The organism is Paraburkholderia mimosarum LMG 23256 = NBRC 106338, assembly GCF_000739815.1.
GTDB classification, from domain to species: Bacteria; Pseudomonadota; Gammaproteobacteria; order Burkholderiales; family Burkholderiaceae; genus Paraburkholderia; species Paraburkholderia mimosarum.
The window spans coordinates 40,048-55,350 of sequence record NZ_BBJJ01000007.1 but is presented as its reverse complement, the minus strand read 5'-3'; the positions used below and the strand labels follow the sequence as shown (position 1 = coordinate 55,350).

11 protein-coding genes, 2 tRNA genes and 1 pseudogene are annotated in these 15,303 nt (G+C 65.0%); 4 read left to right on the top strand and 10 right to left on the bottom strand.

Going from position 1 to position 15,303, the window contains the following annotated elements; genetic code table 11:
• Positions 1-45: 45 nt before the first annotated feature.
• Together BMI01S_RS07865 and pgi are read left to right on the top strand one after the other, a co-directional pair.
• On the top strand, positions 46-1,638 hold the full coding sequence (locus tag BMI01S_RS07865; RefSeq protein WP_028213097.1) for a bifunctional ADP-dependent NAD(P)H-hydrate dehydratase/NAD(P)H-hydrate epimerase: 1,593 nt from the start codon (positions 46-48) through the stop codon (positions 1,636-1,638).
• A gap of 264 nt (positions 1,639-1,902) precedes the next feature.
• Positions 1,903-3,522: a glucose-6-phosphate isomerase gene (pgi, locus tag BMI01S_RS07860; protein WP_028213096.1), complete on the top strand. Its 1,620-nt coding sequence runs from the start codon at positions 1,903-1,905 to the stop codon at positions 3,520-3,522.
• A 69-nt stretch (positions 3,523-3,591) separates the two neighbouring features.
• Here pgi and BMI01S_RS07855 read toward each other — a convergent pair whose 3' ends face one another.
• Positions 3,592-4,341 (bottom strand): ABC transporter ATP-binding protein, encoded by a 750-nt coding sequence (locus tag BMI01S_RS07855; RefSeq protein WP_042288831.1) that lies wholly within the window; start codon positions 4,339-4,341, stop codon positions 3,592-3,594.
• Positions 4,338-4,565, bottom strand: coding sequence for a hypothetical protein (locus BMI01S_RS42905; protein ID WP_238327956.1), 228 nt, complete (start codon positions 4,563-4,565; stop codon positions 4,338-4,340). The genes BMI01S_RS07855 and BMI01S_RS42905 overlap by 4 nt, the downstream gene beginning before the upstream one ends.
• On the opposite strand from BMI01S_RS42905, the gene BMI01S_RS07850 reads away from it, so the two are divergent.
• Both BMI01S_RS07850 and BMI01S_RS07845 read left to right on the top strand, forming a co-directional pair.
• Positions 4,549-5,118: an arylesterase gene (locus tag BMI01S_RS07850; RefSeq protein WP_238327954.1), complete on the top strand. Its 570-nt coding sequence runs from the start codon at positions 4,549-4,551 to the stop codon at positions 5,116-5,118. The two genes, BMI01S_RS42905 and BMI01S_RS07850, sit on opposite strands and share 17 nt — an antisense overlap.
• Positions 5,119-5,318: 200 nt before the next feature.
• Positions 5,319-5,666: a hypothetical protein gene (locus tag BMI01S_RS07845; protein WP_028213094.1), complete on the top strand. Its 348-nt coding sequence runs from the start codon at positions 5,319-5,321 to the stop codon at positions 5,664-5,666.
• Between the two features lie 86 nt (positions 5,667-5,752).
• On the opposite strand, the gene BMI01S_RS07840 is transcribed toward BMI01S_RS07845, so the two are convergent.
• The 8 genes and pseudogenes from BMI01S_RS07840 to tig form a co-directional block, all read right to left on the bottom strand.
• Complete coding sequence (locus tag BMI01S_RS07840) at positions 5,753-7,696, bottom strand: SurA N-terminal domain-containing protein (protein ID WP_028213093.1); 1,944 nt, start codon at positions 7,694-7,696, stop codon at positions 5,753-5,755.
• Positions 7,697-7,799: 103 nt separating this feature from the next.
• A tRNA-Asp gene (locus tag BMI01S_RS07835) sits at positions 7,800-7,876 on the bottom strand.
• Between the two features lie 35 nt (positions 7,877-7,911).
• Positions 7,912-7,987 (bottom strand) — tRNA-Val (locus tag BMI01S_RS07830).
• 95 nt (positions 7,988-8,082) lie between these two features.
• A pseudogene (locus BMI01S_RS07825) lies at positions 8,083-8,370 on the bottom strand (HU family DNA-binding protein); the annotation flags it as partial.
• A 285-nt stretch (positions 8,371-8,655) separates the two neighbouring features.
• Positions 8,656-11,082, bottom strand: a complete 2,427-nt coding sequence (gene lon / locus BMI01S_RS07820; RefSeq protein ID WP_028213092.1) for an endopeptidase La — start codon at positions 11,080-11,082, stop codon at positions 8,656-8,658.
• 191 nt (positions 11,083-11,273) lie between these two features.
• A complete protein-coding gene (clpX, locus tag BMI01S_RS07815) occupies positions 11,274-12,545 on the bottom strand; it encodes an ATP-dependent Clp protease ATP-binding subunit ClpX (RefSeq protein WP_028213091.1) in 1,272 nt (423 codons plus the stop codon).
• A 269-nt stretch (positions 12,546-12,814) separates the two neighbouring features.
• On the bottom strand, positions 12,815-13,468 hold the full coding sequence (gene clpP / locus BMI01S_RS07810; protein WP_028213090.1) for an ATP-dependent Clp endopeptidase proteolytic subunit ClpP: 654 nt from the start codon (positions 13,466-13,468) through the stop codon (positions 12,815-12,817).
• A gap of 159 nt (positions 13,469-13,627) precedes the next feature.
• On the bottom strand, positions 13,628-14,974 hold the full coding sequence (gene tig / locus BMI01S_RS07805) for a trigger factor (protein WP_028213089.1): 1,347 nt from the start codon (positions 14,972-14,974) through the stop codon (positions 13,628-13,630).
• Between the last annotated feature and the right edge of the window lie 329 nt (positions 14,975-15,303).

Genomic DNA, 15,303 nt, shown 5'->3' with positions numbered 1-15,303 from the left:
TGCTCGGGTATCGTTGCGATGTCCGCCTCCCACGACCGCATCGCCATGACGCACGCTTCGCTTTCCTCCCTCGCCGGGCAACCGGTGCTCGTCCATCCGCACGATCGTGCGGTCCCGCTCCTGAGCGTCGAGCAGCTGCGCGACGCCGAAGTCGCCGCCCAGCCGGCGCTGCCCGCCCATACGCTGATGGCGCGCGCAGGCGCCGCCGCCGCGCACTTTCTGCTCGAACAGCTCGCGCATGCCCCTTCGTCCGCGAGCGACAAGCCGGTCTGGTTCGCTGCCGGGCCCGGCAACAACGGCGGCGACGCCCTCGTCGTGGCAACGGAACTGCATCGCGCAGGCGTCGCGGTGGAGGTATGCATGCCGGTCGAGGTCAAAGCCGACGACGCGCGCTGGGCCCTCGCCGAGGCGCGCGCGGCCGGCGTGCCGATCGCATCCGCGGCCCCCGCGTCGTTCGACGGTTACGGCTGGCTCGTCGACGGCATGTTCGGGATCGGCCTGGCGCGAGGTCTGGACGGCATGTTCGGCGAATTCGCCGAGCGGATTTCAGCGCGCGCACGCAGCCACGGCCATGTGCTCGCGCTCGACGTACCGAGCGGCCTCGACAGCGACACCGGCAACGTCGTTGGCGACGGCCCGGCGGTACGCGCGACCCATACCATCACCTTCATCGCCGCCAAGCCGGGCCTCTACACGGGCGTGGGACGCGACTACGCAGGCGCCGTAGCCGTCGCGCCGATCGGCATCGACACGGAAGGCACGCCAGCCGCCGTGCGCCTGAACGCGCCATCGATGTTCGCGGCCGGGTTGCCGGCGCGTGACTTCGCGACCCACAAGGGCACGTTCGGCACGCTCGCCGTCGTGGGCGGCGACACGGGCATGTGCGGCGCGCCGATTCTCGCGGCGCGCGCGGCGCTCCTCACCGGTGCGGGCAAGGTCCATGTCGGCTTTCTCGGCAGCGACGCCCCGCCCTACGACGCCCCTCACCCCGAACTCATGCTGCATGCGGCGGCGCGGCTCGGGCTCGGCGCGATGGACGCCGTGGCGGCAGGCTGCGGCATGGGCGGCAGCGCCTCGGCGCGCCAGCTCGTGGACGCGATCCTGCGCCTACGGGCCCCCGTGCTGCTGGACGCCGACGCGCTCAACCTCGTCGCACGCGACGAGGCGCTCGCGGCGCACGTCGCGCAATCGGCCGCCGCCCGCGGCGCGCCATGTGTGCTCACACCGCATCCGCTCGAAGCGGCGCGGCTGCTCGCCTGCGACACCGCGGCCGTGCAGCGCGACCGCCTCGCCGCGGCGCGCGCGCTTGCCACGCGCTACGCGGCCGTCGTCGTGCTCAAGGGCAGCGGCACCGTGATCGCGTCGCCCGACCGCCGCGTCGCCATCAATCCCACCGGGAACGCGGGACTCGCGACGGGCGGCACCGGCGACGCGCTGGGCGGCATGATCGGCGCACTCCTCGCCCAGCGCGTGCCGCCCTACGAGGCGGCGCTGGCGGGCGTCTACCTCCATGGCCTCGCCGCCGACACCCTCTGCGCGCAGGGCGACGGTCCCGCCGGTCTCACCGCGGGTGAACTCGCGCCGATGGTACGCAAGCTCATGAACCGGCTCTTCTACGCGCCGAACTACAACGCCTGATGCGCGGCGCGGCGTGCCGCACGCCCGTTCGTGCGGCACGCCGTTTGCTTGCCAGCCACGATCGAGCGGCCTCGCGCATGCGCCGCCTCTTGCCAGGCGCCACGACGCTGCGCAGTGTCGCGCGAGGCCGCTATACTGATCCTCCGCACGCCATCTCTCATCCGAGGTTGCCCGTGCTTCCCCGCGGCGCGCGAAGCGCGCGTTCGGCCAAACCGGCGAACCGCATCTGCCGCCCTCCATTCGTGATCCCTCTGCTGGACGAACATGACGAATCCGCTCCCCGCCTGGTCCGCGCTACAGACGCATTACGAACAGATCCGCGACGAAAAGCTCCGCGACTGGTTCGCTCCCGCCAACGACCCCGCGCCCACTCGTGCCGAACGCTTCACGTTCGCCGGCGCCGGTCTCGCCGCCGACTTCTCAAAAAATCGCATCACCGACGCCACGCTCAAGCTGCTCGTGCAGCTCGCTCGCGAAGCCGGCGTCGAAGCGCGCCGCGACGCCATGTTCAAGGGCGAAGTCGTCAACCCGACCGAGGGCCGCGCGGCGCTGCACACCGCCCTGCGCGCCACCGAAGCCGACGCGCCGTTCCACGCGCAGATCCTGGCCGAGCGCGCGAAGATGGCGAAGTTCGCCGACGCCGTGCGCAGCGGCGCGTGGACCGGCTACACGGGCAAACGCATTCGCCACGTCGTGAATATCGGCATCGGCGGCTCGGACCTCGGGCCGAAAATGGTCGTGCACGCGCTCAAGCATCTCGAACTGCCCGAGATCACCTCGCACTTCGTCTCGAACGTCGATGGCGCGGACTTGTGGCGCACGATTGAAGACATCGACCCTGAAGAGACGCTGGCGATCATCGTTTCGAAGACGTTCACGACGCTCGAAACCATGACCAACGCACTGTCGATGCGCGACTGGTTCGTGAAGCACGGCTGCCCGCAAAGCGAGCTCGCGAAACACTTCGTGGGCGTCTCGGCCAATCCCGCCGAGGTCGTGAAGTTCGGCATCGCGAAGGAGAACGTGTTCGAGATGTGGGACTGGGTGGGCGGCCGCTATTCGCTGTGGTCGGCCGTGGGCCTGTCGATCATGATCGCCATCGGGCCGCAGCAGTTCGACGAACTGCTTGCCGGCGCGCACGACATGGACAAGCACTTCCGGGACGCGCCGCTCGAGAAGAACCTGCCCGTGCTGCTCGGCATGATCGGCATCTGGTATCGCAACTTCTTCGGCTCGCAGAGCTATCTCGTGGCCCCGTACTCCGAAGCGCTGCACTACCTGCCCTCGTACCTCCAGCAGCTCGAGATGGAGAGCAACGGCAAGTCGGCGCGGCTCGACGGCAGGTTCGTCGACTACGCAACGTCAGCGGTCACCTGGGGCGAGCCCGGCACGAACGGCCAGCACGCGTTCTTCCAGATGCTCCACCAGGGGCCGACGATCGTGCCGATCGATTTCGTCGCCGTGCTCACACCGGAGCATCCGCTGGCCGATCATCACCCGAAGCTGCTAGCGAACTGCTTCGCGCAGAGCGAGGCGCTGATGCTCGGCCGCACCGAGGAAGAGGCGCGCAAGATCGCGGGCCCGGACAAGCCCGAACTCGTGCCGCACATCATGTTCCCCGGCAACCGCCCGACCACCACGCTGCTCGTCGACGCCCTCACGGCCCGCTCGCTCGGCGCGATCATCGCGCTCTACGAGCACAAGGTGCTCGTGCAGGCTTCCGTGTGGGACATCAATCCGTTCGACCAGTGGGGCGTGGAACTCGGCAAGATCCTCGGCAAGGTGGTCGAGGCCGACCTCACCGCGCCGGGCGCCGACCTGAAGGCGCACGATTCGTCGACGGCCGCGCTGATCGCGCGCGCCCGCGCGGCGCTCAAGCGTTAAAGCGCGCTGATGCGGCGTGCGCACGCGCTGCGTACGCCGCTCGCTGGCTGGCTGCCGGTTGTTCGGGCGCTAGCGCCCCGCTTCGACGTTGCTCGGGTCGCTCGTGTTGTGTGGAGCGCTAACGCCATGCGACGCGTTGGCGACCCGGTGGCCAGCCTCGATCGTGACGATGGTGTCGCAACGCTGCGCCAGATCGATATCGTGTGTGACGAGCACGAGCGTCGCCCCGTTGGCGCGATTGAGCTCGAACATCAGGTCGATGACGGCGCGGCCCGTGGCGGCGTCGAGGCTGCCGGTGGGCTCGTCGGCGAACAGCACGGCCGGGCGCGTCACGAACGCCCGGGCAAGCGCCACGCGCTGCTGCTCACCGCCCGAAAGCAGCTTCGGGTAGTGTTTCGTGCGCTCGGCAAGGCCCACGCGCTCGAGCAATGCGCGCGCGCGGGCGAAAGCGTCGCGTGTCGACATCCCGCCCTGCAGTTCGAGCGGCAGCGCGACGTTCTCCAAAGCGGTGAGATGCGGCATCAGCTGGAACGACTGGAACACGAAGCCCACTGAACCGTTGCGCAGCGCCGCGCGCTGGTCCTCGGCCATGCCGGTGAGTTCGTGGCCCAGCAGGCGCACGGAGCCCGCGCTTGCGCTGTCGAGGCCGGCCAGCAGGCCGAGCAGCGTCGACTTGCCGGACCCGGAGGCACCGACGATCGCCACGCTGCCGCCCGCGTGCACCGTGAGGTCGATGCCGTCCAGGATCGTCAGTTCGCCCGTGGCGTCGGTGACGCGCTTGCACAAACCCCGTACTTCGATGACTGGATCGCTATTCATTCGCACATGATGACGCACAGGTTAGCCGTGAACCAGAAGCGCGCCGCGCGGCGCACCGTCCTTTCCCGCGCCTCGTCCCGTTTCAGCGCGTTCGTCTCCATCGCCATCTTGACTGCTGCCCTGTTCGGCGCGGCGTCGAGCACGATCGGCACGGCACTCGCCGCGACGCCCATCCCCGCGGCCAACGCGGCGACGAACCCCGCCGCCATGGCGAAGCCGACCATCGTCGTGCTCGGCGACAGCCTTTCCGCCGAATACGGCCTGCCGCGCGACACGGGCTGGGTTGCCCTGCTGCGCCAGCGGCTCGCGAGCGAGCGGATCGATTATAGCGTCGCGAATGCGAGCATCAGCGGAGACACGACCAGTGGCGGCCTCACGCGCCTGCCCCTCGTCATGCAGCGCCTGAAGCCGGCCATCGTCATCGTCGAGCTCGGCGCGAACGACGCGCTGCGTGGCGTGCCGCTCGCCACGACCGCGAGCAATCTGCGCGCCATCATCGCGCAGATCCGCGAGGGCCACGCGAAGCCGGTGCTGGTGGGCATGTACGTACCGCCCAACTATGGCCCCGACTACACCCGCGACTTCCACGCCGTCTATGAGAAACTTGCGAAGGAACTGAACGTGCCCCTCGTCCCGTTCCTGCTCGCCGGCTTCGCCGACAAACCCGAACTCTTCCAGTCCGATCAGATCCACCCTACCCGGCAGGCACAGCCCTTGCTGCTCGACAACGTGTGGCCGACGCTCGCGCCGCTGCTCGCCAGCGGCGCGCGGCACTGAGCGGCAAGCGGGCAAAAGAATTTGCTGGCGTCTACCCCGGACGCCTTCCTCCGGCGCGACCGCTGGAGTGTCCAGCCGCTCGAGCCCCGAGCAGCGTTGGCGCGTTCAACGGCGCCATGCGCCTGGCCACGTCTCATCGGACGAGCGAGCCGCCCGGCCGCACCGTCTGAATCCGATCGACCCGACTGGAGGGATAAAGCGTGAAATATTTACCTCTTATTGTCGCAACGGCGGCCCTTGCCGCCTGTGCCAATCAGCCAATGCCGAGTGGAGCGCAGTCCGTCGGCACCAGCCAGCAACCCCCTGCGGCCGTCGCACAATGCATCGCGCAGAAGTGGGCCGATAAATCACAGCAGCAGGTCGTCTCGCAGTCCGTGCTCGCCAACGGCCAGGCTGTCGACGTCTACGTGCCTGGTCAACAGCCGCCTAACGGTGCAGCGGCAACGGTGCGCCCGGCGTGGAGCGCCAGCGCGAAGACGTGGGTCGGCTTCCGCTCCGGGGGCGGCGCGGGCGGCGACGCCACCGGCGACATCAGTGCCTGCCTCTGATTGCGCGCCTTGGAACGCAAAAGCCCCGCGATTTTCGCGGGGCTTTTTGTACTGGCGCGAGGCGCCGCCGGATTGCAGCCTCGTGCTTACTGGCCGCCGTCGCTTGAGGGCTCAGACGACGAATTGAGCGAGCCGTAGAACTTGACCTTGGAGCGCTCGCGCAACGCATCGAGGTAGGCTTGAACCTCCGACTGGCCGCTCACCTGCGCAAGCTGCTGTTGCGCAGCGGCGAGACGCGGGCCGTCTGCAGCCTGGCCGTTGATCACGCTGTTCACGCGGTAGATCGCATAGCCATCGTTGCCGAGATCCACGCCGACATAGGCGGGCAGCTTCTGCGCATCAGCCTTGAACACCGCCGAAAGTGCGCCGGGCGGCAGCCCCTGGGCTTCGTTGCGCGAGACCTTGAGCGCCGACGAAAAGCCAGCGGTCGACTTCGACTTCTGGAGATCCGCGAGCTTCGCCTCGCCGTCTTTGCGCGCCATCTCTGCCGCCTGCTGCGCGACCACCTTCTGGCGCACGGCATCCTTGACCGCGGCGAACGCGGGCACGGTGGCCGCCTGGTAGTTCGTCACGCGCGCGGAGATCAGCGTGTTGTTGCCGACGTCGATCGCCTGGGTGTTGTTGTGCTGATTCACCGAGTCGCTCGCGAACACCGCGTCGAGGAACTTCTGGTTGTTCAGCGGGCTGTCCGGCGGCAGCGCGGGATTCGGTTTCGGCGTGACCGTCGCCGTCTGGATCGTCAGCTTGTACTTGTCGGCGGCCGGCTGGAGGGTCTTGGCCTGTTCGTAGACCGTCGACGTGAAGCCGTCGCTCGCGTCGGCAAGCAGCTTCGCAGCCTGCTGCGCCTTCACTTCGTTGGCGATCTGCGCCTTCACTTCGTCGAACGGCTTCGTGGTCGCCGGCTTCAGATCCGTGACCTTGACGATGTGATAGCCGAAGTCCGACTGAACCACACCGCTGATCTCGTCCTTCTTGAGCTTGAAGACCGCGTCGTCGAAGGCCTGGCCGCCGGCGATCATGCCCGGGCCGAAGTAGCCGAGGTCGCCGCCCTTCGAGGCCGAGCCCGGATCCTGCGATTCCTTCTGCGCGATCTGCGCGAACTGATCCGGATGCGCCTTCACTTCGGCGAGAATCGTCTCGGCCTTCTGCTTCGCCGCATTGCGCACGTCGGCGCTCGCGTCCTTCGGCGCCGTGATCAGGATGTGGCTCGCGCGCACTTCTTCCTGCGTGCGATAGTGCGCGATGTTGTCTTCGTAGTACTTCTTGAGATCGGCTTCGCCCGGCTGCACGTTGGCGGCCACCGTCGCCGCCGAGAGCACGAGATACTGAATCTGCGCCGTAGCCGGCGTAGCGAAGGCGTTCTTGTTCGCGTCGTAGTATGCCTGCAGTTGCGCGTCGGTCGGCTGGACCCTGGCCGCGTAGTCGCTTGCGTGGAACGCGAGGCCTTGCACCTCGCGCTGCTGCTCCGAAAGCCCCGTCAACTGCTGCGCGAGCGCCTTGGGCGTGAACGCGCTGCGGATGATCGACGCGGGCAGTTGCTGCATGGCGAGGCTATAGCGCACGCGCTCGTCGTACTGCTCCGGCGTCATGCCCTGCATGGCGAGCAGCTGCTTGTACTGGTCGAGATTGATCGAGCCGTCGGGTTTCTTGAGCGACGAGATCACCGGGTCGGAGAGCAGCGCGCGGCGCACGGCGTCGTCCGAGGCGGTGAGATGCAGGCGCTGCGTTTCGTCGACGAGCACGCGCTGCTGGATCAATCCGTCGAGGATGTCCTTGCGGTGTTCAGGGGTGTCGAACATGCTGGCATCGAACCGCGCGCCCATGATCTGGCGGGCCTGGTCGAGTTGCTGGCGCGCGGCGTTGTCGTATTCTGCACGCGTGATCTTGTGTCCGTTGACGCTCGCGACGTTCGCGCTTTCGTCGAAGAAGCCGCGGAAACCTTGAATACCGACGAAGCCCAGACCTGGCAGGACGACCAGGAGCAGCATGAACATCATCAGGCGTTTGTGATTGCGGAAAAAGTCGAGCATGCGTGACCAGACGTTGAGGGCGCCAAAAAATGGAACGCCCGATATTACAACAGCGGCCAACAAAAAAGGCGAACCGGAGTTCGCCTTCTTGTCGAGATATCCTTGGCGGAGCGGACGGGACTCGAACCCGCGACCCCCGGCGTGACAGGCCGGTATTCTAACCAACTGAACTACCGCTCCGTGCGGTGCTGCGCGAAGTGCCGGGACTGAAGCTGTGGTGGGTGCTGAGAGGCTCGAACTCCCGACCTACGCCTTGTAAGGGCGCCGCTCTACCAACTGAGCTAAGCACCCAGCTTCATGCTTGCCTGCGCGCTTTTCTGCGCGCTGTTCTGTGCTTTCCCTGCACTGCGACTTCTGCTGCGCTACCTCATCAGGTAGCGAGCCCGCTAGTTTAGCGCATCCTTGAGCGCTTTGCCAGGCCTAAATTTGGGCACCTTGGCTGCCTTGATCTTGATCGCGTCGCCGGTGCGCGGATTGCGGCCCGTGCGCGCCGTACGCTTGCCGACGGCAAACGTGCCGAAGCCGACCAGCGTCACCGACCCGCCCTTCTTGAGCGTCCCTTTGACGCCGCCGATGACGGCGTCGAGTGCGCGTCCCGCAGCCGCTTTCGAGATGTCGGCTTGTTGCGCGATGTGGTCGATCAGTTCCGTTTTATTCATTCCAGCCCCCGAGAATGTGTTTGGGCAAACTTGAGAAGAACATCAACTTGTTGGATGGACAGCCCCCGCAGAGCGGGGCGAGGACATTTAACGGGGCCGAAAGTGCGGTGTCAAGCGGGATTGAGCCTGATGTGACGCGCGCTTCGAGGGATCATTCCAACAAGTGGGAAGCGCCGGATAAAGCACGGCTCGACATGACAATGTCACGAACGTCGTCGCCCAAACAAAGAAAGCCCGCGGACCATGCCGCGGGCTTTCCTGGGGGCAACGGGCCGCACTTGCGCGCGGCTTATAGACGGCTCAGTGCTTGACCACTTCAGTCGCGCCGGCGTCCTTCGCTTCGCTCACGGGCGCCTTCGCGTCCTCGGCCTTCGCCTCTTCTTCCGGCAGCGGCTGCGGCACACGTTCGAGCGCGAGTTCCAGCACCTTGTCGATCCATCGGACCGGCACGATTTCGATCGCGTTTTTCACGTTGTCCGGGATCTCGGTGAGATCCTTGACGTTCTCTTCCGGAATCAGCACGAGCTTGATGCCGCCGCGATGCGCCGCGAGCAGCTTTTCCTTCAGCCCGCCGATCGGCAACACTTCGCCACGCAGCGTAATCTCGCCCGTCATCGCGACATCGGCACGCACCGGGATGCCCGTGAGCACGGACACCAGCGCCGTCGTCATCGCCCCGCCGGCGGACGGACCGTCCTTCGGCGTCGCGCCTTCCGGCACGTGGATGTGGATGTCCTGCTTCTCGAACGCCTCGTCCTTGATGCCAAGGCGACGCGAACGCGAACGCACCACCGAGCGTGCTGCTTCGACCGACTCCTTCATGACGTCGCCGAGCGAGCCCGTGCGAATCACGTTGCCCTTGCCGGGCATCACCGCCGCTTCGATCGTCAGCAGATCGCCGCCGACTTCCGTCCACGCGAGGCCCGTGACCTGACCGATCTGGTTTTCCTTCGCAGCCAGACCAAAGTCGTACTTGCGCACGCCGAGGAAGGTGTCGAGGTTGGCGCTGTCGACCGTGACGGCCTTGTCGGCCTTCTTGAGCAGCAGCATCTTCACGACCTTGCGGCAGATCTTCGACACTTCGCGCTCGAGCGAACGCACACCGGCTTCGCGCGTGTAGTAGCGAATGATGTCGCGGATCGCGCCTTCGGTCACCTCGATCTCGCCCGGCTTCAGGCCGTTGTTCTTCTTCTGCTTGGGAAGAAGATAACGCTGGGCGATGCTGACCTTCTCGTCTTCCGTGTAGCCCGAGAGGCGGATGACTTCCATCCGGTCGAGCAGCGGCGGCGGAATGTTCAGCGAGTTCGACGTGGCGACGAACATCACATCGGAGAGGTCGAAATCGACTTCGATGTAGTGGTCGGCGAACGTGTGGTTCTGTTCCGGGTCGAGCACTTCGAGCAGCGCCGACGACGGATCGCCGCGGAAATCCATGCCCATCTTGTCGACTTCGTCGAGCAGGAAGAGCGGATTGCGCACGCCGACCTTCGCGAGGCTCTGCAGGATCTTGCCCGGCATCGATCCGATGTAGGTACGACGGTGGCCGCGGATCTCGGCTTCGTCACGCACGCCGCCCAGCGCCATGCGCACGAACTTGCGGTTCGTTGCGCGCGCAATCGACTGGCCGAGCGAGGTCTTGCCGACGCCCGGAGGCCCGACGAGGCACAGGATCGGCGCCTTGACCTTGTCCACGCGCTGTTGCACCGCGAGATACTCGAGAATGCGTTCCTTCACCTTCTCGAGACCATAGTGGTCTTCGTCGAGCACGGTTTCGGCGTTCGAGAGGTCGTTGTTGACCTTGCTCTTCTTGCGCCACGGCAGGCCGATCAGCGTGTCGATGTAGTTGCGCACGACGGTCGCTTCCGCCGACATCGGCGACATCAGCTTGAGCTTCTTGAGCTCGGCGTCTGCCTTCTTCTTGGCTTCCTTCGGCATGCGCGCGGCCGTGATGCGTTTCTCGAGCTCTTCGAGATCGGCACCCTCTTCGCCTTCGCCCAGTTCCTTCTGGATGGCCTTGACCTGTTCGTTCAGGTAGTACTCGCGCTGGCTCTTCTCCATCTGGCGCTTCACGCGGCCGCGAATGCGCTTCTCCACCTGGAGAATGTCGATTTCGGCTTCGAGCTGCGCGAGCAGATGCTCCAGACGCTCGACGACAGGGAACATCTCGAGGATGTGCTGTTTCTGATCGAGCTTGAGCGGCAGGTGCGCGGCGATCGTGTCAGCAAGACGACCGGCCTCGTCGATGCCCGACAGCGACGTCAGGATCTCCGGCGGGATCTTCTTGTTGAGCTTCACGTACTGGTCGAACTGCGAGACGATCGCGCGGCGCAGCGCTTCGGTTTCGGCGCTGTCGGCGTGGTCGGGCTCGAGCGGCATGACTTCGCACGAGAACTGCGTTTCCTGCTCTTCAATGGAGAGCGTCTTCGCGCGCTGCAGGCCTTCCACGAGCACCTTCACGGTGCCGTCGGGCAGTTTCAGCATTTGCAGGATGTTGGCGACACACCCTACTTCATACATGTCTTTTTCGGTCGGTTCGTCCTTCGCGGCGGTCTTCTGCGCGACGAGCATGATGTGCTTGCCGCCTTCCATTGCCGCTTCGAGAGCCTTGATCGATTTCGGTCGGCCCACGAAAAGGGGAATCACCATATGCGGGAAGACGACTACGTCTCGCAGCGGCAGCAGCGGGAGCGTGGTGCGTTCCGGCGGGAGGAGTTGGGTTCCTGACATTTCATTTCCCCATGAGTGGAATCAATTGTTCGGTAATTGAGGCCTGAGATACCGATTGCAAGCCTCGCGCGTGTGGGAAAAGTTCAGTGACTCCAAAATAGTGCGCCATCGACCTCGGGATCAAACGAAAAAGCCGTTCATCCCTCTGTATGAACGGCCCTTTTCCGGAACTCTTTAGCCGATCATCACCATCAGTTCGACCCAGCAACCTTCGGAGCGTCTTCGTAAATCAACAGTGGCTTGCCGTCGCCGTCGATCACGTTGTCGTCGATGATGACCTTGCTCACGCCTTTCATGGCCGGCAGCTCGTACATCACGTCGAGCAACGCCTGCTCCAGGATCGAGCGCAGGCCCCGCGCACCGGTCTTGCGGCGGATCGCCTTGCGGGCGACGGCCTGCAACGCGCCCGGGCGGATCTCCAGCTCCACGCGTTCCATGTTGAAGAGCTTGTGGTACTGCTTGACGAGCGCATTCTTCGGCTCGACCAGAATCTTCATGAGCGCGGCTTCGTCGAGCTTGCCGAGCGTGGCGACCACCGGCAGACGGCCGATCAGTTCGGGAATCAGGCCGAACTTGATGAGGTCTTCGGGCTCCGTCTCGCGCAGCACCTCGCCCGCGTCGCGCTCCTGCTTGCTCTTCACGCTCGCGCCGAAGCCGATGCCGGTCTTCTCGGTGCGGTCGGTGATGACCTTCTCGAGGCCGTCGAACGCGCCGCCGCAGATGAACAGGATATTGGTCGTGTCGACCTGGATGAAATCCTGGTTCGGATGCTTGCGGCCGCCCTGGGGCGGGACCGAGGCCATCGTGCCTTCGATCAGCTTGAGCAGCGCCTGCTGCACGCCTTCGCCCGAGACGTCGCGCGTGATCGACGGGTTATCCGACTTGCGGCTGATCTTGTCGATCTCGTCGATATAGACGATCCCGCGCTGGGCCTTGTCGACCTCGTAATTGCAGTTCTGCAGCAGCTTCTGGATGATGTTCTCGACATCTTCGCCCACGTAGCCGGCTTCGGTCAGCGTGGTGGCGTCGGCGATCACGAACGGCACGTTCAGAAGGCGCGCGAGCGTCTGCGCGAGCAGCGTCTTGCCCGAGCCCGTGGGCCCGATCAGCAGGATGTTGCTCTTCGAGAGTTCGACTTCGTCCTTCTTGTCGAGATGCTTCAGACGCTTGTAGTGGTTGTACACCGCCACTGCGAGGATCTTCTTCGCGCGCTCCTGCCCGATCACGTACTGGTCGAGGATGTCGCGGATCTCCTGCGGGCTCGGCAGGTCCGAGCGCGACAGCGCCGCGTCGACGCCCGCACCGGCAGCTTCGTCGCGAATGATCTCGTTGCACAGGTCGATGCATTCATCGCAGATGAATACCGACGGACCAGCGATGAGCTTTTTCACCTCATGCTGGCTCTTGCCGCAAAACGAGCAATACAACAGCTTCTCGCTGTTAGAACCTTTCTTGTCCGCCATGGATAGATGAGCCTCCGGACACTCTGTTACATGATACGCCGTTTCCCCCGGCGGGGCCGGGGGGCGCGTGAACCGCTTGCTGAGACGGCGTTGGGGGCCGCGGGCCGCGAAGCGCGTTTGCCGATTATTCCACAAGGTCTGCGCGGCGTCGGCTATCCCCTTTTGTGCGGGGGCCGAACTAGTCCTCTACGCTGCTTGAGTCGCTTGAGTCCCTTTATCTTCCCGCGTCAGCCTGATGGGGTCGGACGCGGGATGCGCCGGGCGCCGGATCACGGACGCTTGTGCAGAACCTGGTCGACGAGACCATATGCCTGGGCGTCGTCGCCCGACATGAAATTGTCGCGATCTGTGTCGCGCGCGATGCGTTCGACGGGTTGACCCGTATGGTGCGCCAGCAACTGGTTCAGGCGCTCCTTCAGGTACAGGATCTCGCGCGCCTGGATTTCGATGTCCGACGCCTGGCCGCGCGCGCCGCCGAGCGGCTGGTGAATCATCACGCGCGAGTTAGGCAGCGCAAAACGCTTGCCCTTTGCGCCCGACGCCAGCAGGAACGCGCCCATGCTGGCCGCAAGGCCCATGCAAAGGGTCGAAACATCGGGCTTGATGAATTGCATCGTGTCGTAGATCGCCATGCCGGCCGAGACCGAGCCGCCCGGGCTGTTGATGTACAGGCTGATGTCCTTGTCCGGGTTTTCGCTTTCGAGGAACAGCAACTGGGCGACCACGAGGTTCGCCGTCTGGTCGTTCACTTCACCCACGAGGAACACCACGCGCTCCTTCAGGAGCCGCGAATAGATGTCGTACGAACGTTCGCCACGGCCGCTCGTTTCGACAACGATCGGCACGAGGCCGAGCGCCTGCGGGTCGAAGTCCCGCGATGCATGTGAAGTCAACGTATCCAGCGATTGAGCGCGAATGGTCATGCGGTGCATCCTTGTCTGGAAAAGTTCTTCTGATAACCCGTATGGAGACGGACCCCGGTCAAATCAACCACACGTGCAGCATGGCTAAAACCTGCGGATGCAAAAACGGCGTGCTGGCCGTCGGTCGCTCCGACAGCCGGCACGCCGTAGCGGGCAGATTTAAGCCTGCGCCGTCGCGCTTGCCAGTTCTTCGAAGCTAACTTGCTTGTCCGTCACCTTGGCCTTGCCGAGCACGAAGTCCACGACGTTCGATTCGACGACGTAAGCTTCCATTTCGGCCAGACGCTGCTGGTTGGAATAATACCAGCGCACGACCTCCTTCGGGTCTTCGTAGCTTTTCGCGAATTCGTCGACTTCAGCACGGATCTGCTCCGGCTTCGCTTCGAGGCCGTTGGCCTTCACGAGTTCGGCGAGCACGAGGCCCAGCTTCACGCGGCGCTCGGCCTGCTCCTTGAACATCTCGGCCGGGATCGGCGCGTCCTTGGCGTTCGGCACGCCGCGCTGCGCGAGGTCGGCACGCGCCATCTCGACGAGGCGCTGCTGGTCCTGCTCGACCAGCGCGTTCGGCACGTCGAGTTCGGCGATCTTCAGGAGCGCGTCCATGACCTGGTTCTTGACGATGGACTGCGTGCGGCGCTTCGCTTCACGCTCGAGGTTGTCCTTGATTTCGGCGCGCATCTTCACGAGGTCGCCGTCGGCGATGCCGAGCGACTTCGCGAATTCCGCGTCGATTTCCGGCAGGTGCGGCCACTCGATCTGCTGCATCGTGATCGTGAACTTCGCGGTTTTGCCGGCGACGTCCTTGCCGTGATAGTCCTCGGGGAACGCGAGGTCGAATTCGCGGGACTCGCCCTTCTTCAGACCAATGGCGGCCTTTTCGAATTCCGGCAGCATGCGGCCTTCGCCCAGCACGAACGCGAAACCTTCGGCCGTGCCGCCCTGGAACGCGACATCGTCGATCTTGCCGACGAAGTCGACCGTCACGCGATCGCCTTCCTTGGCCGCGGTGTCGGCACCGCCGTCACCGTGCTCGCCCGCTTCGCCGCGAGCGTGGAAGTGCACGCGCTGCTTGCGCAGGATGTCGAGCGTGCGGTCGATTTCGGCTTCGGTGATGGTGGTCGTCGTGCGCTCGATTTCGGCCGTCGTGATGTCGCCGAGCTTCACTTCCGGATAGACCTCGAAGGTCGCGTCGAACGCGTAGTCGCCTTCGGCGGCTTCGGCCTTCGGCGCGAAGTTCGGCTGGCCGGCCACGCGCAGGTTCTCGGCGCGGCTGATGTCGAAGAATTCCTTGCCGACCTTGTCGCTCAGGACTTCGGCTTCCACCTGGCCCGAATACTGCTGCGTGACCATCTTGAGCGGCACCTTGCCCGGGCGGAAACCCGGCATGCGCACGTTCTTGGCGAGTTTGCGGATGCGCGTGTCGACTTCTTTCTGCACGGCGTCCTTCGGCAGGGAAATCGTCACGCGGCGTTCGAGCTTGCCGAGGTTTTCAACAACGTTAGCCATGGCTTCAATCGTCCTAAAATTGTTCGAGCGAATCAGTAATCTGTGATCTTTGCGTGCCGCAGTCCGATGGGGTTTCCCCGGGCGGCAACGCGCTTTGGAGCTGCATGCTGGCGCGCGAGGCGCCGCTCTACAGCGCCGAAACGGGCGGCTCGCGGTGCGGTTCCGTCAAAAGAGCCAAGTATTTTAGCAAACTATTTCGCGCACCCAGTGTAATTGCCGTTCGGGCGTGCCCTGGTGCTCGTTTTGGCTTCGCGCCGCGCTGAAGTGCGCGCCGATCCGCGCCCCCAATCCGCGCCCCAATCCGCGCTATGGCAACGCCGTTATCCCGT